We start from the raw sequence: 22,922 nt of genomic DNA, 5'->3' as shown, positions 1-22,922 counted from the left end.
GATTTGCCCGTTATCAGCCATGTATGTGTATATTCGAGTCCAGCCAGAGCAAAGGCTGGCCAAAGTAGGTAAAGCACGAAGATCGCAAAGCCGTCGCGCTCCCGCCCCCCATGTGGGATCGAACTTACGCCGCTGATCCTGGTCGCCAAAATGCGATCACCTTTGTCTTCACGCCCGGATCGGTGATCTCCCGGCCCTGATCTCTTCAGATCAACTGGTCATGACGTTTGCCCTGCTGGGGTGACGCGCGGCCTATGGAACCGGGAGACGGCAACCAGCGCGCCTCCGACATGTCTCGCAGGCCCCCCATGACGGCAGTCCAGAGATAGCTCGGAGCAGTTTCGCCACTAGTCCCATGACCTGTGTCCGCGAAGCGCTGCGCTCCTCAGCAACCGAAGGGAAGTTCATGGAGAAGCGAACGAGAAACGCCTTTGTGACGGCCGTCACGGGTACCGTGGCCGCCGGCGCATTGGCGACCGGTCTGGTGGCGATCAACGCCGACACCGGTGCCGTCCGCTCCACCACGTCCGCATCGCTCGAAGGCCCCGTGTCACCGGGCGCTCTGGCCAATGGGCTGGAGGCGAAGGCGGAGAAGAACGCCGCGTCCTCGCTCACCGCGTCCGAGTCGTTCAACGAGCTCGGTGCGAAGGTTCGGGAGAAGAAGGCGAGCCGGTCCGGGCGGAGCCACGTAAAGAAGACGGCAAAGCCGGACGCAGGCATGCCCTCGGGCACGGCCACGGCCACCTCCTTCTGGGACCCGCAGACCGCGTCGGGGAAGCCGATGAGCTATGAGACGCTGGCCAGCCCCTACTGGCCGCTGGGCACCAGGGTCCTGATCACGTACAACGGGCAGAGCACCGTCGGCGTCGTCGATGACTTCGGCCCGGCGGAGTGGGCCGTCGCACAGCACAGCCCCCCCGCGATCATCGACATCTCCGAGAAGATGATGGTCGACTTCACCGGCTCTCGGTCGAACGCGGTAACGGTCCAGTTCCAGGTGCTGGAGATGGGCTCGGGCAGCACCTACCGCAGCTCGGGTACCGGCTACGACCTCGCGATGGGCGACTGAGCCCCTCGCCAGGCCTGAGCTTCAGACGCCGACGTGCGCCGCCCCCCTCGGGGCCGGCGCACGTCGCGTTCTCCGGCTTCCGCGCTCCGCTGACGTCAGGACCGATCACCGGCGGAGGCGAGCGAGTCTCCCCAGGGCGGGTCGGCGCCGGGGACCTCGCACGTGAGCGCGGCGACGCGGACCGCGAACCCCATCGCCGCCCGGACGTCGTCCGCCGAGACGTCGGTCAGCCGGCCACCCAGATGTCCTTGCCGCCGCAGCGAGTGCAGCAGGCCCGCCGTGAACGCGTCGCCCGCTCCCACGGTGTCCACCGGCTCGATCCGCACCGCCGGCACCGCGATCCGGGTGCCCCGGAGCGAGGCCACAGCGCCGTCGGACCCACGTGTGATCACGACCAGCCCCACACCCTTGGCGTGCCATTCGTCGAAGGCCTCGTCCGGCGTCGCGCCCGGGCACAGAAGGCCGAAATCCTCGTCGCTGAGCCGGAAGACGTCCGCGAGACCCGTCCACCGGTCCAGCCGGGCACGGCACGCGGCGGGATCGACGAGATGCGGGCGGAGATTGGGATCGATCGAGATGGTCGAGTGCGCCCTCATCCGCTCCAGCAGTTCCTCGATCAGCGGCCCCCCGGGCGCGCGGACCAGGGCGAGCGAACCCGCGTGCGTGCAGGACACCCCCCACGGGGTCCGCGCCGACAGTTCCCCGGTGGTCCACTGCCAGTCCGCGGTGCCGTCGGCGTAGAACTCATAGGACGCCTGCCCGCCCTGATCGACTTTGGCGATGGCGAGGGTGGCCGGCTCGGCCGCGTCCACGCAACCGCTGATGTCGACGCGTGAGCCGGCCAGGTGCGCGCGCACCAGATCGCCGAGCGGGCCCGCCGCGAGCCGGCCGAGGAACCGCGTCGGCGTGCCCAGCCGGCTGAGCGCGACCGCCGTGTTCACCGGACTGCCGCCCGGCCGCACGTGGAGCTCCAGTACGCCCGGGCCGCCCGGCGATGCGGGGAAGGCGTCGGCGACCGCCTCGCCGATCACCGCTATCTCACTCATGAGTGTCGATCATGCCGCAGGTTCCACGAGTCAGGAGGCGATGTACGCGTGGGCCCGCTGGAAGAGCCCGAGTGTGATCGAGTGCAGGAGGTCCCCGACGTCCTTCGGGGCCTTGCCGGCGAAGGCGCGGGCGTGGGTGCCCTCCAGCACGATGCCGAGCTTGTAACAGGCGAGCACCGTGTACCACGCGACCGCGGACAGGTCCCGGTCGCTGCCCTCCGCGTAGCGGGCGACGAGCTCCTCCGCGGAGGGCAGCCCGCCGGCAATGCCGATCGGGCCGGACAGCTCACCGCGCTCCTCGTCCGGCCAGGTGGCGAGCAGCCAGCCGAGATCCACCAGCGGGTCGCCGATCGTGCACATCTCCCAGTCGACGATCGCCGCGACCCGCGGGCCGTCGAAGGCGTACATGAGATTGGCGAGATGGTAGTCACCGTGCATGATCCCGGGACGCCATGACGTGGGCCGGTTCGCCTCGAGCCACGAGGCGACACCGTCGAGCCCGGGGATGTCGGGCCCCGGATACCCCTCCAGGGAGCTGTAGGACTCCAGCTCCGACATCCACCGCCCGACCTGCCGCTCCAGGAACCCCTCCGGCCGGCCGAAGTCCGCGAGCCCCACGGCGACGTGGTCGACCGCCCCGAGGGCGGCCAGGGCGGCGGCCGCCTCCAGGCCCATCCGGTGCCGAATCGCCGGATCGCCCGCGTGCGGCTCCGGCAGCGTCGTCGTCGCGTTGAAGCCGTCGACGGCGGTCATGAGATAGAAGACCGCACCGCCCATCACGCTCTCGTCCGGACACGCGGCGATCAGCCGGGGCGCCGGAACACCCGTGCCGTCCAGGGCCGCCAGCACCCGCGCCTCGCGGCGGAGCACCTCGTTGCTCTTCGGCCGCGGATGCCGCGGCGGGCGGCGCAGGACGTACCGTCGGCCGCCGCGCCGGAAGGCGACCAGGATGTTCTGTGTCCCGCCGCCCAGCTGCTCGACGTCCTCGAGCGGCCCTCCCGGCAGCCGCTGACCGTCCATCCACTCGGCCAGCACCGCGCGGTCGACGACAGCGGAGTCGATCGGCTGCACCCGCGTTCCTCCGAACTCACCACCGGAAAACCCGTCCAGGTCCTGGAGCCTAACAACCGGCCGGGGCCGTGAACGAGGCACCGAAGCCGCAGGAAATGGGGCGGAACGCCACAGTGTCGCGGTGCTACCGTGCGGAGGCCGGCCGCGGGACTCCGGTGCGACTTCCGGACCCATCTCTTAAATGTGACGATTCGCTGATCGTGCCCCCATTCCCCGGCCGGCACCCGTGAGGTGGAGGCCACGATGGACACGTACGCGGACACGTACGCCGACCTGATCGCCGCCGAGGACGTTCTGCTCTTCGTCAACGCGGCCATCACCTCGACCGGGCAGTCGGAGTTCCGCTCGGACGCCGACCGGCAGCGGATGTCGCTGGACTTCCTGCACGACTACATGCTCGGCAACTACCGCGAGCTCTACGCGGCGACGCTCGCGCTCGGCGTCAACCACCACAACGCGGCGTTGATCATCCGCCGCCTGCTGGAGACGGCGGCCGACGCCATGCCCGAGCAGAGGCGCGCCGAGGGCCGGCTCATCGCCCGGCGGCTGGCGAAGCTGCCGCCCCAGCGGGTGTACGCCCTGTTCCGCCGGCTGCGCGAAGCCAGGGTCAACAACCGGCGCACCCGCGCGATCATGCGGGACTGGCTCGCCGCGCGCCGCGACCTCGCCTTCGACTCGGTGAAGTACCGCGACGCGGTCAAGACGGTCGCCCGCCACGCCCACCTGCCGCTCGGCGGCGAACTCGGCTCGTTCCTGTTCGCGCCGCACGACCGTACGGTGTTCACGACGCCCATCCTGGAGTCCTGGCGGCGCGCGCACTACGACCGGTCCGCGCTGTACGAGCTCCCGTACACCGTCGCCGAGGGGTTCGCCGCCAAGCACGGTGTCGACCGGAAGGCCTTCCTCGAGGGCATCGCCCCGCGGCTGACCCGGCTGGAACGGCTGCGCCTGCAGACCTCGGCCGCCGAGCGCCAGGCCGGCGGGGTGGCCGCCGACCTGTCCGTCATGCCGCTGACCCGCCTCGCGTCGTACGTGCTCTCGCTCCCGCTCGCCGACCGCGTACGCCGCCGCGACGAGCTGACGGCGGCGCTGCGGGCGGCCGCGACACGCGCCGCCGGACTCGAAGCCGGACGGTGGGGGCGGGTCACGGCGGTGCTCGACGACAGCTTCTCGGCCACCGGGTCCCGGCAGAAGCGCAAGCGCCCCCTCGCCGTCGCGCTCGCCTGCCACTTCCTGCTCGACGCCCTGGCGGGGGAGTACACGCCGCTCTGGACGTCGCGCCGCGACGACGCCCTGCTCGTCTTCCCGTACGGGCCGACGCCGCTCGGCGCCCGCGTGCTCGACGCGCTCGACCACCGGCCGGACCGCCTGGTCATCGTCTCCGACGGCTGGGACAACGCGCCGCCCGGGTTGGCGGCGGAGGTACTGCGGATCTGGCGCGCGCGGCTCGACCCGCACCGCCGGATCAGCATCGTGCACCTGAACCCCGTCTACGACGCCGACGACTTCGACGTGCGCAGGCTCGCCCCGACCGTGCCGACCGCCGGCATCCGCTCCGCCGAGGACCTGCCCGCGCTCGTGGAACTGGCCCAGTTCGCCGAGGGGCGCACCGGCCTGGAGGAACTGCGGGGCCACCTGGCCGCCCAGTGCGCGCGCTTTCTCGAGGAGGAACCGTGACCGGACCCGGCGCGAGCACACCGGGACTGAACCGGATCGACCTCGCCGGGCTGGACACCGGTCCCGCGCAGACATGGGGCTCGGTCCGGCTGGTGCCCCTCGTGCGCGAGGAGCCCATCGCCGGCCTGCGGCTGCGCGAGCAGCTGTACGACGAGGACGTCACGGTCGTCGGACTGAACGACGGCACCTCTTACGTCTCCTACGTACCGCACGCCTTCGTCGCCACGTGGACCGATGACGGCACACCGGCCGCCGCGTACGGCACGCAACTGCGGCACAAGGAGAGCGAGAACGCCCCGCGGCGCATGCAGGTGCAGTACCGGCGCCGGATGGCCCGCCGCGTCGACAAGAACCGGCTGCGGTTCCTGCCCCTGCACCTGGCACTCGAGGGCTACCTGGCGCTGCACTTCGGCGGACCCGAGATCGCCTGGGCCGAGTGGTCACAGCGGGCGCTGCGATCCGGCCTGTCCCCGCGGGCCGAAGAGGCCTACACAGGCGCCGACGTGCGAGACCTGGACGACGCGTTGCGCATCTTCGAGATCCATCCCCGGCAGTGCGGCGTGCTCGTCTACGTCGCCGACGCGCTGGCCGGTGCCTTCGTCGTCCCGCACCCCGCCGACTACCGGGCCCTGCACGCCACCCTCGTCCGCGACCTCTACGGTGAGCTCGTCTACCAGTACGGGCTGATGACGCTGCCCGCGCGCGACTTCACGGCGCGGGTCGACGACACCACGGTGCGATCGCTCGCCGATCTGCGCGCGGCGGCCGAACGGCAGGCGGCGGAGTGGGCGCGGTTCCACGACACCGTGATGGCCGGCACCCTGCTCGGCGGCGACTCCTATGCCTTCGATCCCGTGTACCGGCTCGGCCGGTACACGCTGTGGCGGTTCCTGCCGTCCTTCAGCCTGCACAACGACAGCCACATCGGCGAGGCGATCAGCGACGACCGGGGCCGGATCGCCTACCTGAAGAGCTACCGGCTCTCGCAGGGGCAGACCCGGCGCGGATACCTGCTGACGCGGCTGGCCGCGCACGACTGGAATCTCGAGGCCACGGCCGCCGGGCTGGGCACCGACACCGGCGGGCTCGCCCTACGCCTGGAGCGGGCCGGTTTCGGTCACCTCCTGCGTGAGGACGTCCTCGACCACTACCGGGCCGAGGCGCGCGGGCGCCGGTCCCGGGCGGGTGACCCCGGTCGCATGCCCTGAGCGCGGCGGGCAGGTGGGCTTTCGCGCCCGCGCCCGGTGCCGTACGGTCCCGTACATGGCAGATCGTCCGGCGGCCGTGCTGCTCGACGTCGACGGGGTTCTCAACCCGCTGCGCCGGGTCCACCGTGGCTACCGGAGACACCGGGCGACCCCGCAGGGCGTCACGTTCAAACTCTGGCTCGACATCGCGCACGGGCGGCTTCTGCGGCGGCTCATCACCGAAACCGGCGCCGAACTCGTGTGGGCCAGCTACTGGTGTGAGAACGCCAACGAGTGGATCGGCCCGCGCATCGGGCTTCCGCACCTGCCCCACGTGCCGATCCCGGACCGGCCGCCCGACTCGGGTCTGTCGCTCGGCGCGTGGAAGGCCCGCCAGGTCTCCGTCTGGGCGGGGCACCGGCCGTTCGTCTGGTTCGAGGACGAGCCCGACGTCATCGACTGCCTGATGAGCGAGCAGGGCATCGGAGAGCATCTGCTGGTGGCGGTGGATCCGCTCGTCGGGCTCACCGAGGAGCACGTGGATCGGGCCCGCGACTGGCTCACCGGCCTCGGCGGGACCGGCGACGGCGCGACGGGCGCCGGCTGAACCGGTCCTGAGCCGGCCCGCCGGCCGGGCCGGTCAGCGGTACGTCCAGTCCGGCTGCAGGAACCCGGCGACGCGGGTCGCCCGGCCGAGCAGGGCGACCTCGCGGAACTGCCAGAGCATCGCGCCGGTCGGCGCGTGCACCACCATGTCGTGGCGCAGCCGCAGCTGGAGCAGGTGACCGCCGTTCAGCTGCGGCACCCATCGCGCGACGTCCGGCGCCGCCAGCCGGTCCAGCCCGACGTAGTGCACGGAGTGGACCTCGGCCGGATTGCGCCGGACCGGGCCCGGGTCGGCTGCGGCCACGACGATCGGCGTGATGGCGAAACCCGAGGCGGCCGGGAAGTCGTCGAGCCGGCCCAGGATCTCGTCGGCCCCGACGTTCAGGCCGACCTCCTCGTGCAGTTCGCGGAGCGCGGCCCGTACCGGGGTCTCGCCGTCGTCCAGCCGACCGCCGGGCAGCCCCCATTGCCCGGCGTTCCGCCCCTGGTAGGCGCGCTTGATCACGATGACGGAGGGAACGCCCGCGCGCTCGACCACGCAGACGACGACGGCCGCCCGCCGGACCCCCGGCTGGTGACCGACCGTGGTCGGCGTGAAGGCGCTGAGGCGGGCCGCGGCCGCCTCGCGGAAGACGGAGAGGCGGCCCAGGACGAGCGGCGCGACGGCGCCGGGTTCGCCCCGTTCCCGGTCCCGGCCCGGTGACCGCGGCGCCGGTGGCCCGGGTGCCCGCTCCTCGCGTGCCCGTGGCTCCGCACCGTGCGCGTCGGGGGTGGGGTCGGCGGTCATGGAGTGATCCTGCCAGGCGCGGGGCCGGCGCGCGCCCTGCGGATCACCCGTCGTCCGCGCAGGATCTCGCGTACTGCGCCGGTGAGGTGCCCACGGTCGCGGTGAAGTCGCGGGTGAAGTGTGCCTGGTCGGCGTAACCGAGATCGGCCGCGATGGCGGCCCAGTCCATGTCGGTGCCGGCATCGGCGAGATGGGCGGCCTCGTGCATCCGGCACCGGCGGATCACCCACTTGGGGCCGGCGCCGACGTAGTCGTTGAACAACCTCTGCAGCCGCCGGGTGCCGATGCCGAGGAGTGCGGCCAGCTCGCCGACCCGGAGGATCGAGGGATCGGCGGTGATCCGGTCGATCGCGGCGGTGACCTCGGCCAGGGCGGGATCCGGCTCCGGGATCCTCGCCACCAGGAAGTCCTCGATCGCGGCGATGGCCGGCGCCGGCTCGTCCGCCGCGGTGACACGGTCCTCGAGGTCACCGCCCGCCGCGCCGAAGACCTCGGTGACCGCGAGAGTCCGGTCGGTGATCGCTGAGACGGGCCCGCCGAGGAACGGCCGGAAGCCGCCGGGCCGGAAGCGCGCGCCGACCACCCGCCCGGCTCCCTCGATCTGCTCCGTGAACAGGCCCGTGACGATCCCGGTGATCCGTGCCGGGCGGTCGGTGACGAAGGTCAGGTGCACCGAGGGGTGGGTGAGGACCTGCTGCCGGTGTGGATCCCGGCCGCGTAGATCCCAGCGGAGGACCCAGAAGTGCTCGACGTAGGGTCTCAGCGGCTCGGCCGGCGGCTGCCGGTCCAGCGTGAAGTGCTCCAGTGCCGTGCGCGTACGGAGGATCCCCCGGGTGCTGTCGAGGTCCGCGTCCGTCATGATGTCCCAGCGTACTGACGGCGGCTGTCGCGTTTGTTCAAGACCCGGCCGGCGCGGTCCCCTAGCCTGGCATGCCCATCCGAACCGGCGACAACCCTGGAGGAGCCATGGATCTGCGGCCCCTGATGACCGATGCGGCGGAAGCGACGATCAAGGCGATGAGCGCCGTGGACCCCGGTCGCCTCGACGCCCCCACCCCATGTACCGACTTCGACCTGCGGACCCTCGTCGACCACGTGGCCGAGTTCACCGGATCACGCGCGGAGAGCGCCGCCCGCAAGGAACCGGTCGAGCAGGTGGCGGGCACCGCACCCGCGGACCCGGGAATGACGGCGGATCCGGGCTGGATCGACGCGTACGCCGAGCAGGCCCGCAGTACCGCCAAGGCATGGACGGACCCGGCCGCGTGGGAGGGCGAGACCAGCCTGACCGGCCCGGCGACGATGCCGGCGCCCTTCGTGGGAGGCATCCTGTTCGCCGAGTTCCTGCTGCACGGCTGGGACGTGGCGAAGGGCGCGGGGACCACCTTCGAGGTGGCCGACGAACTGGCCAGGGCCCTGTACGAGCAGGTCGCGACGATCGCCGACCAGGCGCGGCAGTACAAGGTCCTCGGCCCGGAGGTCGAGGTTCCCGCGTCGGCGCCGATGCTGGATCGGGCCCTCGGCCTGGCGGGCCGTGACCCGAGCTGGGGTCGGTGAGCTCTAGGCTTGGGCCATGCCTTCCTCGTCATCGATCCGAGTACGCTTCGCGCCGTCGCCGACCGGCATGTTCCACGTGGGCGGTGCCCGGTCCGCGCTGTTCAACTGGGTGATCGCCCGGCAGTCCGGCGGTGTCCTCGTGCTGCGGATCGAGGACACCGACGCCTCGCGCAACAGCCCCGAATGGACCGCCGGGATCATCCGGGCGCTGGCCTGGCTGGGAATGGACGACGAGCAGTACGAGGGCCCGTATTTCCAGTCGGCCGGCGCCGACAAGCACCAAGAGGCGGTGCGGAGGCTCCTGGAGCAGGGCCGGGCCTACTACTGCGGGTGCACCCGCGACGACGTGATGACCCGCACCGGCGACTCGCACAAGGGCTACGACGGGTTCTGCCGGGACCGCGATCTCGGCCCGGGCGAGGGCCGTGCGGTGCGGTTCCGCACCCCCGACGAGGGCAAGACCACCGTCGTGGACCTGATCCGGGGCGAACCGATCTTCGAGAACGCGCTGCTGGAGGACTTCGTCATCGCCCGGGCGAACGGATCGGTGCCCTTCCTCCTCGCGAACGCCGTCGACGACATCGAGCAGGGCATCACCCATGTCGTACGGGGTGAGGAGCACCTGCCGAACGCGCCCAAGCAGCAGCTGCTGTGGGACGCGCTCGGCGCGGAGCCGCCGATCTGGGCACATGTCCCGGTCATCGTCAACGAGAAGCGGCAGAAGCTGTCGAAGCGGCGCGACAAGGTTGCCCTGGAGGACTACCAGGCCGAGGGCTACCTCGCCGAGGCGATGCGCAACTACCTGATGCTGCTCGGCTGGGCGCCGTCCGGTGACCGCGAGATCGTGCCGTGGGACGTGATCGAGAGCGAGTTCCGGCTTGAGAACGTCAACGCCTCGCCGGCCTTCTTCGACGTCAAGAAACTGCGGGCGATCAACGGCGAGTACATCCGGGCGCTGCCGATCGAGCGCTTCGTCGAGGAGTGCGGCCCGTGGCTGCGCGATGCGCCATGGGAGGCCGACGCGGGCGTCTTCGCCCGGCTGGCGCCGCTGGCCCAGACCCGGCTGGCCGTGCTGTCGGAGATCACCGAGCTGGTCGACTTCGCGTTCCTGGACGAGCCCGTCTTCGACGAGGCCTCATGGGCCAAGGGCATGAAGGGACCCGCCGCCGAGATCCTCGCCGCCGCCGAGGAGGCCTACCGCGACGCCCCCTGGCGGGCCGAGGAGCTCAAGGACCGGCTGGAGCGGGTGGGCACGGCGCACGGGCTCAAGCTCGGCAAGGCCCAGGCGCCCGTGCGGGTGGCGGTCACCGGCCGTACGGTCGGCCTGCCGCTCTTCGAGTCGCTGGAGATCATCGGACGCGACGCGACGCTGGCCCGCATCGCGGCGGCCAGGACCCGCCTCGCAGGGCGGGCCTGAGCCCGCGACGCCGGCGGCGCCGCCCGGCCGGGGGACTACTCCGGACGGGCCGCGCGCAGCGGGTCGAACGCCATGCGCAGTTCGGTGACCCTGCTGTCGAGCTCGTCGACCAGCTGCTCGAGCACCGGGGGCGCATGCGCGGCCAGCACCGACACCTGCTCCTCGACGGCCGTGAGCCGGATGGACACGTGGGCCAGCGGCTCGCTCAGCTCAGCGGACGCCACCTCGCCATGGCCGGTGGGCGTGGTGCGCAGCAGAGCCGCCTGTTCCCGCAGGAGCGCCGCCTGTTCGCGCAACTGCCGGTTCTTGTTGTGCAGCTCGACGAAGACCGACACCTTGGCGCGCAGGACCCACGGGTCGAACGGCTTGGCGATGAAGTCCACCGCCCCGGCGGCGTAGCCGCGGAAGGCGTAGTCCGGGTCGCTGTTGACGGCGGTGAGGAAGATGATCGGCACGTCCCTGGTCTTCTTGCGCCGCTTGATGTCGCGCGCCGTCTCGAACCCGTCCATGCTCGGCATGACGACATCGAGCAGGATCACCGCGTACTCGCCGGTCAGCAGCGCCTTGAGGGCCTCCTCTCCCGAGGTGGCCCGCACCAGGTCCTGATCGAGTGAACTGAGGATCGCCTCAAGGGCGATGAGGTTCTCCTCTCTGTCGTCCACGAGCAGGATCTTCGCCTTGTCGTCCACACACGACCTCTCTCGTGACCCTGTCGCACGGTGCCGGCGCCGTCACACACGCTGCAGCCAGGTCCGCATGACATCGAGCAGATGATCTATATCGACGGGCTTCGGAATGTAGTCCGAGGCTCCTGACGCGAGGCTCTTCTCCCGGTCGCCCTTCATCACTTTGGCGGTGATGGCGATGATGGGCAATTCGGCGAACTGCGGCATCTTCCGGATCGCCTCCGTCGTGGCGTAGCCGTCGAGCCCGGGCATCATGACGTCCATGAGCACCAGGGCGACGTCGGGGTTGCGCTGCAGGACCTCGATCCCGGCCTCGCCGTCCTCGGCGTAGAGGACGTCGAGCCCGTAGCCCTCGAGCACGCTGGTGAGCGCGAACACGTTGCGCACGTCGTCATCGACGATGAGCACCTTGTGCTCGGAGAGCACCGTGTCGAAATGCTCGGCCGGCGCCTCCTTGAACAGGTCGGCGAGCGACTCCCTGGGGTCGGGGCCGCTCTTGACCTCGGCCGGCAGGGACCTGCCGTTCACCTCGCCGTTCTGCGAGGGCCGATCCCAGACCATGGGGCGGCGCTGGCCGTCCTGGTCCGGATAGTCCGGCGGCAAAAACAGTGTGAAGGTGCTGCCCCGGCCGAGCTCGCTCGTGGCGTGGATCTCGCCGCCCAGCAGCCTGGCGATGTTCCGGCTGATGGACAGGCCGAGCCCGGTGCCGCCGTAGCGGCGGCTGGTGGTGCCGTCCGCCTGCTGGAACGCGTCGAAGATCACTTGCAGCTTGTCCTCACCGATGCCGATCCCGGTGTCTATCACCTGGAACGCGATCGCGCTGTTGGCGTCGCGCAACTCTGGAGTGTTGAACTCGGTGCGCTCGGCCGGACCCACCATCAGCCGGACCTCACCGGTCGAGGTGAACTTGACCGCGTTGGACAGCAGGTTGCGCAGGACCTGCTGCAGCCGCTGCTCGTCGGTGTAGAGCACGTCGGGCATGGCCGCCGACACCTCGACCTCGAATCCGAGCCCCTTGTCGACGGCCAGCGGACGGAAGGTGGCGTCGACGTAGTCCACCAGCTTGCTCGTCGCGAGCCGCTGCGGATGGACCTCCATCTTCCCGGCCTCCACCTTGGACAGGTCCAGGATGTCGTTGATCAGCTGGAGCAGGTCGGTGCCCGAGTCGTGGATGGTCTTGGCGAACTCGACCTGCTTGGAGCTGAGGTTGCCCTCGGTGTTCTCGGAGAGCAGCTTCGCGAGCACCAGCAGGCTGTTGAGCGGGGTGCGGAGTTCGTGGGACATGTTCGCGAGGAACTCGGACTTGTAGCGCGACGACATGGCGAGCTGCTCGGCCCGCTCCTCCAGCGTCCGCCGGGCCTGCTCGATCTGGAAGTTCTGGATCTCGATGGCGCGGTTCTGCTTCGCCATCAGAGCGGCCTTCTCCTCCAGCTCGGCGTTCGACCGGCGCAGTTCGCCCTGCTGCCGTTGCAGCTCGTCGGAACGTTCCTGCAGTTCCTGCGTCAGCCGCTGGGATTTCGACAGCAGCGACTCCGTACGGGTGTTGGCGATGATCGCGTTGATCGTGACGCCGATGGTCTCGGTGAACTGGTCGAAGAAGGCCAGGTGTACGTCCGTGAAAGGACTGAACGACGCCAGCTCGATCGCGCCGAGCACCTCGCCCTCGAACAGGATCGGCAGCACGATGATGTTCGCGGGAGCGGACCTGCCGAGCCCGGAGCCGACCGTGATGTAACCCTCGGGCGCCTCGGTCAGCAGGATCGTGCGGCGCTCGAGGGCGGCCTGACCCACCAGCCCCTCACCGAGCCCGAAGCTGACCGAGCCGAGCGTGTCCCGGCTCAGACCGTAACCGGCGAGCAGCGTCAGCTCGGTGGCGTCGCCGACCCGCTGGGCCAGGTAGAACGCGCCGTACTGCGCCGAGGCGGTCGGCGTCAGCTCACTCATGATCAGGCCCGCGACCTGCATGGGGTCGCGGTGACCCTGCATCAGCCCGCCGATCCGGGCCAGGTTGGACTTGAGCCAGTTCTGCTGCTCGTTGGCCCGGGTGGTCTCGCGCAGGTTGGCCACCATCAGGTTGACGTTGTCCTTGAGCTCGGCGACCTCGCCGCGCGCCTCGACGGAGATCGCGCGGGTCATGTCGCCGGTGGCGACCGCGCTCGCCACTTCGGCGATCGCGCGCACCTGGGTGGTCAGGTTGGAGGCGAGTTCGTTCACGCTCTGCGTCAGCTGCTTCCAGGTGCCCGACACCCCCTCGACCTCGGCCTGGCCGCCGAGCCGCCCCTCGCTGCCGACCTCGCGGGCGACCCGGGTGACCTCGGAGGCGAAGGACGACAGCTGGTCGACCATCGTGTTGATGGTGGTCTTGAGCTCGAGGATCTCGCCGCGCGCGTCGACGTCGATCTTCTTGCTGAGGTCGCCGGTGGCGACGGCGGTGGTGACCTGGGCGATGTTGCGGACCTGGAAGGTCAGGTTGGAGGCCATGCCGTTGACGTTGTCGGTGAGGTCCTTCCAGACTCCGCTGACGCCGTGCACGTTGGCCTGGCCGCCGAGGTTGCCCTCGGTGCCGACGTCGCGGGCGACCCGGGTGACCTCGTCGGCGAACGCCGAGAGCTGGTCGACCATCGTGTTGATGGTGTCCTTGAGGTCGAGCAGCTCCCCGCGGACGTCCACGGTGATCTGCTTGCTGAGGTCGCCCTGTGCCACGGCGGTGCAGACCTGGGCGATGTTGCGGACCTGGTAGGTGAGGTTGCCCGCCATGCCGTTGACGTTGTCGGTGAGGTCCTTCCAGACTCCGCTGACGCCGCGGACCTGCGCCTGGCCGCCGAGCCGTCCCTCGGTGCCGACCTCGCGGACGACGCGGGTGACCTCGTCGGCGAACGCCGAGAGCTGGTCGACCATCGTGTTGACGGTGTCCTTGAGCTCCAGGATCTCGCCCTGGGCGTTCACCGTGATCTTCTTGCTGAGGTCGCCGTGCGCGACCGCCTTGGTGACCTGGGCGATGTTGCGGACCTGGAAGGTCAGGTTGGAGGCCATGCCGTTGACGTTGTCGGTGAGGTCCTTCCAGACTCCGCTGACGCCGCGCACCTGGGCCTTGCCGCCGAGCCGTCCCTCGGTGCCGACCTCGCCGGCCACGCGGGTGACCTCGTCGGCGAACGCCGACAGCTGGCCCACCATCGTGTTGACGGTCTGCTTCAGCTCGAGGATCTCGCCGCGCGCGTCGACCGTGATTTTCTTGCTGAGGTCGCCCTGTGCCACGGCGGTGCAGACCTGGGCGATGTTGCGGACCTGGGTGGTGAGGTTGCCCGCCATGCCGTTGACGTTGTCGGTGAGGTCCTTCCAGACCCCGCTGACCCCGCGCACGTTGGCCTGGCCGCCGAGGTTGCCCTCGGTGCCGACCTCGCGGGCGACCCTGGTCACCTCGTCGGCGAACGCCGAGAGCTGGTCGACCATCGTGTTGACGGTGAGCTTCAGCTCCTGCAGCTCACCGGCGGCCTCGACCGTGACCTTGCGGGTGAGGTCGCCCTTGGCGACCGCGGTCGTCACCACGGCGATGTCGCGGACCTGGGCGGTCAGCCGGCCCGCCATCACGTTCACGGCACTGGTGACCTCGCGCCACCGCCCCGACATCCCCCGGAGCGGAGCCTGCCCGCCGAGCCTGCCGTCGGTGCCGACCTCGCGGGCGACCTGCGTCACCTCGGCGGTGAAGAGGTCGAGCTGGTCGACCAGCTGGTTCACCGACTTGCCCATGCGCAGCAGGTCGCCGCGCAGAGGGCGGCCGCCGGAGCGCAGGTCGACCCGCTGGCTGAGATCTCCCTGGGCCACCGCGTCGATGACCCCGGACATCCCGGCGGTCACCCCGGTCAGCGTGTCGATGAGCGTGTTGGCCGCCTCGAGCCCGGCCGTCCAGGAGCCGGCGTCGGCGCCGGGCGACAGCCGCTCGTCGAGATGCCCCTCGCGGCCGATCTCCCGGCGGACCCGGGACAGCTCCCCGACGAGATGCCGGCCGCGGGCGCCGATGTCCTCGACGATGGCGGCCGCCTCGGCGACCGCTCCCTCGCCCTCGTTCGGCCCCACCGCCCGGAAGTCTCCATCGCGTACGGCCGCCAGCGCCCGCAGTAGCGGCTCGAGGTCGGCGTCGCTGTAACGAGGACTCGTGTCGCGACGGAAGTTGGCGGTGCGACGTGGACGGCCTACCGTTCGGGGCATAATCAATCCTCCCGGCCCACCTGGTTTCAGCGTTGTTCAACCTTGGCGATCTGCGGACGCGCTGTGAGCCCGACATTGGCAGTCTGTCACGATGACAGGGAAATGCATCACTGCTTCCAGCCCAGGGGACACCGTTGGACCAGCAGCTCGTTTCGGCCGCATTCCCCGCCGCGGCCGCGTCGGTTTCGGCCGCGCGGCGCTTCGTACGGCGGGTTCTGACCGAGTGGGGCATGGAGTTCGTCACCGATGACGCAGTGCTCGCGACCAGCGAACTGGCGACGAACGCGGTCACCTACGCGGGCACGTCGTTTGAGGTGTGCTGCCGGGTCGAAGATGACAAGGTCCATGTAGAGGTTCGGGACCATCACCCTACCCGCAGGATCGCGATGCCGGGCCTCGACGCCTCCAGTGGCCGGGGCCTGCCGTCGACTGCCCGCCTCGCCGACTCATGGGGCGTGACCTACGACCGGCTGGCCAAGAGCGTGTGGTTCCGTCTGCCCGCCGCGTACCAGAACGCCTCGGGCTCGTACACCCAGCCGCTTCCGCTCGCCGACTCGGGCGCGCCGCCGGTGCTGCGACCCGGGTCGGGTGAGGACTGGCCCGCCGCCGAGCATGTGGAGGACCCGTTCGCGCGAGCCGTCGAGACCGTCCGTGACGTCCTCGGCGCCGAGGGCGCGGCCGTCCTGCTCACCGAGCGAGATGGGCGGCTCACGTTGGGAGCCTCCGACGGCCTCGCGCCGGAGGTGCGGACCGGAGGCCTGCGCGTCGCCGACCTCGGGCCCGAGGGGCAGCGAGGCGTTCCGTGGTTCCTCGGCGACGTGCCCGCCGAATCGGCCGCCCATCCGATCGCCTCGATCCTCGCGGCGCGGTCGCTCGCCGCCGCGCCACTGCGGGCGCAGGGGCGCACGGCGGGCGTGGTCGTGGCCGTGTCGGCCGAGCCGGGACGGTTCGAGCAGAGTGACGCCGAACGCCTCGGACGCATCGCCGACGAGGTCGCGCTCTCCCTCGAACGCGCCAGGGTCGGTGAGCTCGAGCGGTCCTGGCGGGGCTGGCTGAGCTTCGTGGCCGAGGCCAGCGACCTGCTCGCGGGCACCCTCGACCAGGAGCGCACGATGGCCCTCGTGGCCCAGCTGGTCGTACCTCGGCTGGCGAGCTGGTGCGCCGTCTACACGGTCGACGAGGCCGGCAAGGCCCGGCCCGCCTACACCTGGCACCTCGACGAGACGCGCATCGACGCGCTGCGCAAGCTGCTCGACCACGCCGACCCCGTTCCCGCCGTCGACGTGCCGGGCCCCTGGACCGGGTTCGGCTCGGCGCCCGAACCCGTGCGCGCCGAGGCGGGTTCTCTCGTCACCGACCTCGTCTACAACTTCCCGCTCATCGCGCGCGGCCGGCGGATCGGCACGATCGTCATCGGCCGGCCCAAGCAGGACCGGTTCCTCCGCGGGGTCATCGACCTGGCCGAGGAACTGAGCCGCCGGGCCGCCCTGGCCATCGACAACGCTCGCCTGTACTCCGCGCAGATGGCGATGAGCAGCGCGCTGCAGCGCAGCCTGCTGCCGCCCGCCGTACCCGAGATACCCGGGCTCGAGGTCGCCGTGGTGTACGAGCCCGCCGGCGAGCGCAGCGAGGTCGGCGGCGACTTCTACGACGTCTTCAACAGCGTCGACGAGAACGGCCGGCCATGCTGGCGCTTCGCCATCGGAGACGTGTGCGGCACCGGCCCCGAGGCCGCCGCCGTGACCGGCCTGGCCAGGCACGCCCTTCGCATCCTCGCGGCCGAACGGCTCTCGGTGCCCGAAGTGCTGTCCCGGCTGAACCGGCTCATCCTGGGAGAGGGCACGCGCGCGCGGCTGCTGACCCTGCTGCACGGAGAGATCTCCCTCGCCGAGGACGGCGACGGTGTACGTCTCGGGCTGGTCAGCGCGGGGCATCCGCCCGCGCTGGTGCTGCACCCCGACGGCCACGTTGCCGAGGCCGTGAGCCCCCAGCCCCTGCTCGGCGTGCTCGACGAGGTCGACTTCGAGATCGACACGGTCGAACTGAAACGCGGCCAGGTGCTGTTGTGCGTCACCGACGGCGTCACCGAGCGGCGGGCCGGCAGCCGGCTGCTCGGAGACGAACAGGGCCTGGAGCGGCTGCTCGGCTCCTGCGCCGGCCTCAGCGCCGGCGCCGTCGCGGCGCGCGTCCAGCGGGCCGTCCGGGACTTCGGTCCCGAGCCGTCCGGTGACGATGTGGCGCTGATCGCTCTCCGAGTGTCGTGATCAATGCGCGAGCCGTCGCCGGGCGCGTTAATGTGTCCGGGTGGGGCTTGCCTTGCACACGACACGACAGGATGGCCGCGCCGTGATCGCCGCGCGCGGCTCCATCGACCTGCACTCGTCCGACGACCTACGCGAGCGCCTGACGTCGCTCGTCGACGGCGGCGAAGAACGCATCGTCGTCGACCTCACCGCCGTCGACTTCTGCGACTCCTCGGGGCTCAACGTCCTCGTCCGGGCCTACAAGCACGCTCGGGCCCACGATGCCAAGCTCACCGTCACCGGCGCCTACGGCCGGGTGGAGAACGTTCTGCGGACGACCGGCCTCGACCGCTTCCTCATCGAAGGGCCGCCGGCGGGAGACACCACTGCTGAGGTGTGATCGATGACCGAGACCACCCTCCGGGCGGCACCGCAGACCGAGGCGGTGGAGTACGCCCGGCGGCTCGCGGCGCGGACAATGCGCACGTGGTCTCTGATCGAGTACGAGGAACCGGTGACGGCGATCGTCGCCGAACTCGTCGCCAACGCGGTGCTCCACGCGGGCACCATGCTGGAGCTGCGGCTGATCCGCCGTACCGGCAGGGTGCGGGTGGAGGTCCGCGACCGCGCGACCCGCATGCCCCGCCTCACGATCCCCGACCCTGAGGACGAGGGCCATCGCGGCCTGTTCATCGTCGACAGCTTCTCCGCCGCGTGGGGCGCCGACCCCGTCCCTGGCGGCAAGGTGGTCTGGGCCGAGGTCGCCATCTGAGCCACCGGTCCGGAGCGGCACCCTCCACCGCGTGATCTCCCGGCGAGCCCACGGGGACGTGCCGCCCCTCTGGTCAGTGCGTCTTGCGGTACATCTCCGCGACGATGAACGCCAGGTCGAGCGACTGCCCGCGGTTGAGCCGGGGGTCACAGGCGGTCTCATAGCGCTGGTGCAGGTCGGTTTCGACGATCTCGTGGCCGCCGCCGACGCACTCGGTCACGTCGTCGCCGGTGAACTCGATGTGGATGCCTCCGGGGTGCGTGCCCAGGGCACGGTGGACCTCGAAGAAGCCCGCGACCTCGTCGAGCACGTCGTCGAACCGCCGGGTCTTGTGCCCGCTCGGCGCCTCGAAGGTGTTCCCGTGCATCGGATCACAGATCCACGCGACGGGAGCGCCGCTCTGGGTGACCTTCTCGACCAGCGACGGCAGCGCGTCCCGGATCCGGCCCGCCCCCATCCGGGTGATGAAGGTGAGGCGCCCCGGCTCCTGATCGGGATTGAGCCGCTCGATGAGCGCCAGCACATCGTCGGAGGAGGTCGTCGGACCGAGTTTCACGGCGATCGGGTTGCGGATGTGCCGCATGAACTCCACGTGCGCGTCGTCGAGGCCGCGGGTGCGCTCGCCGATCCAGAGCAGATGGGCGGACACGTCATAGGGCAGGCCCGTACGGGCGTCGATGCGGGTCAGCGCCCGCTCGTACTCCAGCAGCAGCGCCTCGTGGCTGGAGTAGAACTCGACCCCGTGGAACTCCTCGGGGTCGGCGCCGCACGCCTTCATGAACGCCAGCGCGCGATCGATCTCACCGGCGAGCCGGTCGTAGCGCTGACCGGCCGGGCTGCTGGACACGAAGTCCTGGTTCCAGGCGTGCACCTGGCGCAGATCGGCGTACCCGCCCTTGGTGAAGGCCCGGGAGAGGTTCAGCGTCATCGCCGAGCAGTAGTAGGCCTGGAGCAGCCGGCGCGGATCGTAGCGGCGGGCCTCGGCGGTGAATTCGAAGCCGTTGACCGCGTCACCGCGGTAGGCGGGATGCTCGACACCGTCCCGGATCTCGGTGGCCTTGGAACGCGGCTTCGCGAACTGCCCCGCCATCCGGCCGATCTTCACGACCGGCACGCTGCCCGCGTAGGTGAGCACCACCGCCATCTGCAGCAGGGTCTTGAGTTTGTTGCGCACGGCGTCGGCGCTCGAGCCGTCGAAGGTCTCGGCGCAGTCGCCGCCCTGCAGCACGAATGCCTCGCCGCGTGCCACGGCCGCCAGCCGGTCCTTGAGCTGGTCGCACTCACCGGCGAAGACCAGTGGTGGCTGCTTCGCCAGCTGTGCGATGACGGCGGCGAGCTCAGCTGGATCTTCCCATTCCGGCTGCTGGTCCGCGGGCAAGTCGCGCCAGGCGTCGAGATCGGTGATGGTGGGATGTGTACTCACGGCAAAAGGCTAAGCCACCTGGGCGACCGCGGCATCCCTCATCAGCCTCGACGGCCCCAAGAGTTCACCCGGAAACCGACGCGCCGGCAATTCGTCCGGCCGCGCCGGCGCCCGTTGGCACCCGTCAGGACCCGTCAGGCCGCGCGCCGGCCGGACAGGTCGGTGTCGGCCGCCATCTGCCGCAGCTGCCGCAGTGACCGATCGGCGATCTGCCGGACCCTGTTGTGACTCAGGCCGTAGCGGGCACCGATCTGGGCGTAGGACAGTGGCTGGCCGTCGTCCATGCCGAATCGGGCCCGGACGATCGCGGCCTCGCGGGCCGGCAGCCGGTCGAGCAGCCGGCGGAGGCCCACGAGATCGTCCTGGGCGAGGATCTCGGCCTCCGGGCTCGCCGTCTCGGTGTCCTCGAGCAGATCGCCCATCGGCGTCTCGCCCGCGTCGTCGACGGTCGCGTCCAGACTGGCCGGATCACGCCGCCAGCGCAGCAGCTGGTCGATGTGCTCGGGCTCGGTCCCGAGCGCCTCGGCGAGTTCGTCGCGCACCGGTTCCCTGCCCAGCTCGCGACTCAGCGTGCGCTCGGCGCGGCGCAGCCGGGACAGCTCCTCCTCGACGTGCACCGGCAGCCGGATGGCACGAGCGGTGTGGCTGAGCCCGCGGCCGATGGCCTGCCTGACCCACCAGGTGGCGTACGTGGAGAACTTGAAGCCGCGCCGGTAGTCGAACTTCTCGACGGCCCGCATCAGGCCCAGATTGCCCTCTTGGATCAGGTCGATGAGCGGAAGGGCGTCGGTGGGGTACTTCCGGGCGATTGACACGACGAGCCGCAGGTTCGCCTCCACGAACTCCTGCTTGGCGCGCAGCCCGGCCGCCACGATCTCGGCCAGCTCCTCGCGGGTCGTCCCCGCGGGCAGTTGGCCGTCCTCGAGCACGTGCTCCGCGTACAGGCCGCCCTCAATGGCCTTCGCCAGATCCACCTCGCGCTCCGCGTCGAGCAGCGGGGTACGGCCGATGGCGTCCAGATAGGCACCGACGAGGTCCCTGTCCGGCGTCTCCAGCTTGGTGAACTTCGTACGGGTCGCAGCCATCCTCACCCTTCTCTGTGCAAACTCCCTAAGCGCTTAACGCTAATTACCGGTCTGTGATTCCCGATGCGGCGGACAAATGTTCGGTCGTGGGCACCGATCATCGGCCGTGTGCTCCGGCTCTTTATGGAGATGCCCCGATCGGTCCGCTCGACTCCGATGGACGATGGGGCCCCGCCCGCGACTGTACGGCTCGTCACCTGGCGTACCCGCCGGGCGTGGGGCACGGGCGCGCACGGTGCGCCGGCGATCGGGAGGGAATAGGTTGACTCCAATTACCGCTCTACCGGGCCGAGTGACAATCGAGGCAAGGAGCAGGGAATATGGGGACGGTCACGCTCACCACCGAGAACTTCGACGAGGTCGCCCAGGGCGATGGCATCGTGCTGGTGGACTTCTGGGCGGGGTGGTGCGCTCCGTGCCGCAGGTTCGCCCCGGTCTTCGAGCAGAGCGCCGAGCGCCACTCCGACATCGTGTTCGCCAAGGTCGACACCGAGGCGGAAGGCGAGCTCGCTCAGCGGTTCAACGTCTCGTCCATCCCGACGCTCATGGCGATCCGGGACGGCGTGATCGTGTTCGCGGAGCCGGGTGCTCTGCCCGAGCCGGTGCTCGAGAACGTGATCGAGCAGGTGCGCGGCCTCGACATGGACGATGTGCGGCGGCGGCTCGGCTCGGAGGCCTGAGGCCGGGCGGTCTCGCCCCCAGCTGACGGCGTCGCCGGATGGCCCATGATTGACCTGTGCTGAGTGACATCGTCGGTGATCTGCTCTGTCCCGTCTGCGGAGCCGATCTCGCCGAGCGCGACCGCGCGCTCCGCTGCGATGCCGGGCACGCCTTCGACATCGCCCGGCAGGGGTACGTCAACCTTCTGCCGGGCGACGCGCGTCCCGGCACTGCCGACACACCTGAGATGGCGCGGTCCCGCGACGCGTTCCTCGGCGCGGGCCACTTCGACCCGCTCATGCGGATGCTGGCCGAACGGGTGCGCGAGGCGGTGGGCGCCGAGCCCGCCGCCGGGTCGCACGTTCTCGACGCGGGCGCGGGCACCGGCCACTACCTCGCGGCGGTTCTCGACCGGACGCCCGGGATGAGCGGGATAGCCCTCGACCTGTCGAAGCACGCGTTGCGCCGGGCCGCGCGCATCCACCCGCGGATCGGCGCGGTGGCATGGGACGTCTGGCGACACCTCCCGCTGCGGGACGGGAGCGCCGCCGCGGTCCTCAACGTGTTCGCTCCGCGCAACGGGCCCGAGTTCCGGCGGGTCCTGGCGCAGGGTGGGGCGCTCATCGTGGTGACGCCCACGGCCCAGCACCTCCACACCCTCATCGGCCCCTTGGGCCTGCTGTCCGTCGACGAGCGCAAGCCCGAGCGGATCGGCACAGCGCTCGGGGCGGACTTCGACCTCGAGGCACGGGAACGCCATGACATGGAGATGTCATTGAGCCGTGCCGAGGTAGAGACCCTCGTCGGCATGGGGCCCAGTGCCTGGCACGTGCCCGCCGAGATCCTGCGGGAACGGCTCTCGGCGCTGCCGGAGCCCGTACGCGTACCGGCCTCGTTCAGTCTCTCGGTGTTCCGCCCACGCGGCCGCGAGTCCTCGTGACCCTCTGGACGGCGAAACCCGTGGGCGCGGGGCTCGAGTTTGACCGTCGCCGCGAGAGCCTCTAATGTTCTCCTCGCCCCAAGGGGATGCGGAACGCCACACGGCGGTCGGCCCCGGGGAATCCACTGATCTGAACGAGATGCGGAACGCCGTGACGGCGGTCGGCTCGTGGCTCACCTGATCATCGTTTCGGCGGCTGCCTGTCGCTGCGCGCTGGCCGGTGGGCGAGATCAGGTTCTTGTTCGATCCGGTTCACCGAAGCGGGTTTGACAGGAGCAGAGATGGGGGTAGGATAGTAGGGTTGCCCCGGAGGGGGTCTGGCGGGTTCGCTGGGCTGCTGATGGTGGGTGTCCGTTTCTTGAGAACTCAACAGCGTGTTAAAAGCCAGTGCCTATTTTTACCCTCGTTTCATGGGGCCTGGGTGCCTGGGATTGTGTTCTGGGTGTTCGGGTTTTGTGGTGAGGATTCCTTTAGGTATGCCCCCTTGTTT

General features: G+C 70.5%; 19 protein-coding genes. 11 read left to right on the top strand and 8 right to left on the bottom strand.

The annotated features are described in order from the left end of the window. Nucleotides 1-406 precede the first annotated feature (406 nt). Nucleotides 407-1,069, top strand: coding sequence for an RlpA-like double-psi beta-barrel domain-containing protein (locus tag HKK74_RS22745; RefSeq protein WP_187245313.1), 663 nt, complete (start codon nt 407-409; stop codon nt 1,067-1,069). Between the two features lie 95 nt (nt 1,070-1,164). Here HKK74_RS22745 and HKK74_RS22740 read toward each other — a convergent pair whose 3' ends face one another. Together HKK74_RS22740 and HKK74_RS22735 are read right to left on the bottom strand one after the other, a co-directional pair. Further along, nucleotides 1,165-2,115: a carbohydrate kinase family protein gene (locus HKK74_RS22740; protein ID WP_187245312.1), complete on the bottom strand. Its 951-nt coding sequence runs from the start codon at nt 2,113-2,115 to the stop codon at nt 1,165-1,167. Between the two features lie 30 nt (nt 2,116-2,145). Then, nucleotides 2,146-3,186 carry a phosphotransferase family protein gene (locus tag HKK74_RS22735; RefSeq protein ID WP_312881681.1) on the bottom strand — a complete coding sequence of 347 codons (1,041 nt, stop codon included), beginning with the start codon at nt 3,184-3,186 and terminating at the stop codon, nt 2,146-2,148. Between the two features lie 243 nt (nt 3,187-3,429). Here HKK74_RS22735 and HKK74_RS22730 point away from each other — a divergent pair, with 243 nt between their 5' ends. The 3 genes from HKK74_RS22730 to HKK74_RS22720 are packed head-to-tail and all read left to right on the top strand — an operon-like array spanning nt 3,430 to nt 6,657. After that, on the top strand, nt 3,430-4,863 hold the full coding sequence (locus HKK74_RS22730) for a hypothetical protein (RefSeq protein ID WP_187245311.1): 1,434 nt from the start codon (nt 3,430-3,432) through the stop codon (nt 4,861-4,863). After that, entirely contained in the window at nt 4,860-6,071 is a 1,212-nt protein-coding gene (locus HKK74_RS22725) for an ARPP-2 domain-containing protein (RefSeq protein WP_312881680.1), read from the top strand. The genes HKK74_RS22730 and HKK74_RS22725 overlap by 4 nt, the downstream gene beginning before the upstream one ends. A gap of 55 nt (nt 6,072-6,126) precedes the next feature. Continuing rightward, entirely contained in the window at nt 6,127-6,657 is a 531-nt protein-coding gene (locus HKK74_RS22720) for an HAD domain-containing protein (protein WP_222722617.1), read from the top strand. Nucleotides 6,658-6,690: 33 nt separating this feature from the next. On the opposite strand, the gene HKK74_RS22715 is transcribed toward HKK74_RS22720, so the two are convergent. Both HKK74_RS22715 and HKK74_RS22710 read right to left on the bottom strand, forming a co-directional pair. Further along, a complete protein-coding gene (locus tag HKK74_RS22715) occupies nt 6,691-7,443 on the bottom strand; it encodes an NUDIX hydrolase (protein ID WP_187245310.1) in 753 nt (250 codons plus the stop codon). A 43-nt stretch (nt 7,444-7,486) separates the two neighbouring features. Next, nucleotides 7,487-8,302 carry a helix-turn-helix domain-containing protein gene (locus HKK74_RS22710; RefSeq protein WP_187245309.1) on the bottom strand — a complete coding sequence of 272 codons (816 nt, stop codon included), beginning with the start codon at nt 8,300-8,302 and terminating at the stop codon, nt 7,487-7,489. Nucleotides 8,303-8,409: 107 nt separating this feature from the next. On the opposite strand from HKK74_RS22710, the gene HKK74_RS22705 reads away from it, so the two are divergent. Next, nucleotides 8,410-9,000, top strand: a complete 591-nt coding sequence (locus HKK74_RS22705) for a TIGR03086 family metal-binding protein (RefSeq protein ID WP_187245308.1) — start codon at nt 8,410-8,412, stop codon at nt 8,998-9,000. A gap of 16 nt (nt 9,001-9,016) precedes the next feature. Beyond that, the gene (gene gltX / locus HKK74_RS22700; protein ID WP_187245307.1) at nt 9,017-10,417 is read left to right on the top strand and encodes a glutamate--tRNA ligase; all 1,401 of its coding nucleotides are present in this window, start codon (nt 9,017-9,019) and stop codon (nt 10,415-10,417) included. 35 nt (nt 10,418-10,452) lie between these two features. Here gltX and HKK74_RS22695 read toward each other — a convergent pair whose 3' ends face one another. Together HKK74_RS22695 and HKK74_RS22690 are read right to left on the bottom strand one after the other, a co-directional pair. After that, on the bottom strand, nt 10,453-11,106 hold the full coding sequence (locus tag HKK74_RS22695) for a response regulator (RefSeq protein ID WP_187245306.1): 654 nt from the start codon (nt 11,104-11,106) through the stop codon (nt 10,453-10,455). 42 nt (nt 11,107-11,148) lie between these two features. Beyond that, nucleotides 11,149-15,309, bottom strand: a complete 4,161-nt coding sequence (locus HKK74_RS22690; protein WP_187245305.1) for a HAMP domain-containing protein — start codon at nt 15,307-15,309, stop codon at nt 11,149-11,151. 134 nt (nt 15,310-15,443) lie between these two features. On the opposite strand from HKK74_RS22690, the gene HKK74_RS22685 reads away from it, so the two are divergent. The 3 genes from HKK74_RS22685 to HKK74_RS22675 are packed head-to-tail and all read left to right on the top strand — an operon-like array spanning nt 15,444 to nt 18,324. After that, on the top strand, nt 15,444-17,573 hold the full coding sequence (locus HKK74_RS22685; protein ID WP_187245304.1) for a SpoIIE family protein phosphatase: 2,130 nt from the start codon (nt 15,444-15,446) through the stop codon (nt 17,571-17,573). Nucleotides 17,574-17,613: 40 nt separating this feature from the next. Beyond that, entirely contained in the window at nt 17,614-17,952 is a 339-nt protein-coding gene (locus tag HKK74_RS22680; protein ID WP_187245303.1) for an STAS domain-containing protein, read from the top strand. 3 nt (nt 17,953-17,955) lie between these two features. Further along, entirely contained in the window at nt 17,956-18,324 is a 369-nt protein-coding gene (locus HKK74_RS22675; RefSeq protein WP_187245302.1) for an ATP-binding protein, read from the top strand. Nucleotides 18,325-18,397: 73 nt separating this feature from the next. Here HKK74_RS22675 and HKK74_RS22670 read toward each other — a convergent pair whose 3' ends face one another. Both HKK74_RS22670 and HKK74_RS22665 read right to left on the bottom strand, forming a co-directional pair. Beyond that, on the bottom strand, nt 18,398-19,747 hold the full coding sequence (locus HKK74_RS22670) for a class II 3-deoxy-7-phosphoheptulonate synthase (protein WP_312881679.1): 1,350 nt from the start codon (nt 19,745-19,747) through the stop codon (nt 18,398-18,400). Nucleotides 19,748-19,881: 134 nt separating this feature from the next. Then, a complete protein-coding gene (locus HKK74_RS22665; protein WP_187245301.1) occupies nt 19,882-20,832 on the bottom strand; it encodes a sigma-70 family RNA polymerase sigma factor in 951 nt (316 codons plus the stop codon). Nucleotides 20,833-21,152: 320 nt separating this feature from the next. Between HKK74_RS22665 and trxA the strand changes: the two genes are divergently transcribed. Further along, complete coding sequence (gene trxA / locus HKK74_RS22660) at nt 21,153-21,512, top strand: thioredoxin (RefSeq protein ID WP_187245300.1); 360 nt, start codon at nt 21,153-21,155, stop codon at nt 21,510-21,512. Between the two features lie 56 nt (nt 21,513-21,568). Then, nucleotides 21,569-22,432 carry a putative RNA methyltransferase gene (locus tag HKK74_RS22655; protein ID WP_187245299.1) on the top strand — a complete coding sequence of 288 codons (864 nt, stop codon included), beginning with the start codon at nt 21,569-21,571 and terminating at the stop codon, nt 22,430-22,432. Nucleotides 22,433-22,922 lie beyond the last annotated feature (490 nt).

Source organism: Actinomadura alba, assembly GCF_014323705.1.
Taxonomy (GTDB): Bacteria; Actinomycetota; Actinomycetes; order Streptosporangiales; family Streptosporangiaceae; genus Actinomadura_C; species Actinomadura_C alba.
Note: the sequence above shows the minus strand (reverse complement) of the source record. Positions and strands in the feature narration are given on the sequence as shown.

Bases quoted from the DNA above. Each gene is read 5' to 3' on its own strand.
- HKK74_RS22675 (WP_187245302.1), top strand. From the start codon at position 17,956: ATGACCGAGACCACCCTCCGGGCGGCACCGCAGACCGAGGCGGTGGAG.
- HKK74_RS22740 (WP_187245312.1), bottom strand. From the start codon at position 2,115: ATGAGTGAGATAGCGGTGATCGGCGAGGCGGTCGCCGACGCCTTCCCC.
- gltX (WP_187245307.1), top strand. From the start codon at position 9,017: ATGCCTTCCTCGTCATCGATCCGAGTACGCTTCGCGCCGTCGCCGACC.
- trxA (WP_187245300.1), top strand. From the start codon at position 21,153: ATGGGGACGGTCACGCTCACCACCGAGAACTTCGACGAGGTCGCCCAG.
- HKK74_RS22710 (WP_187245309.1), bottom strand. From the start codon at position 8,302: ATGACGGACGCGGACCTCGACAGCACCCGGGGGATCCTCCGTACGCGC.
- HKK74_RS22715 (WP_187245310.1), bottom strand. From the start codon at position 7,443: ATGACCGCCGACCCCACCCCCGACGCGCACGGTGCGGAGCCACGGGCA.
- HKK74_RS22705 (WP_187245308.1), top strand. From the start codon at position 8,410: ATGGATCTGCGGCCCCTGATGACCGATGCGGCGGAAGCGACGATCAAG.
- HKK74_RS22690 (WP_187245305.1), bottom strand. From the start codon at position 15,309: ATGCCCCGAACGGTAGGCCGTCCACGTCGCACCGCCAACTTCCGTCGC.
- HKK74_RS22730 (WP_187245311.1), top strand. From the start codon at position 3,430: ATGGACACGTACGCGGACACGTACGCCGACCTGATCGCCGCCGAGGAC.
- HKK74_RS22745 (WP_187245313.1), top strand. From the start codon at position 407: ATGGAGAAGCGAACGAGAAACGCCTTTGTGACGGCCGTCACGGGTACC.
- HKK74_RS22720 (WP_222722617.1), top strand. From the start codon at position 6,127: ATGGCAGATCGTCCGGCGGCCGTGCTGCTCGACGTCGACGGGGTTCTC.
- HKK74_RS22665 (WP_187245301.1), bottom strand. From the start codon at position 20,832: ATGGCTGCGACCCGTACGAAGTTCACCAAGCTGGAGACGCCGGACAGG.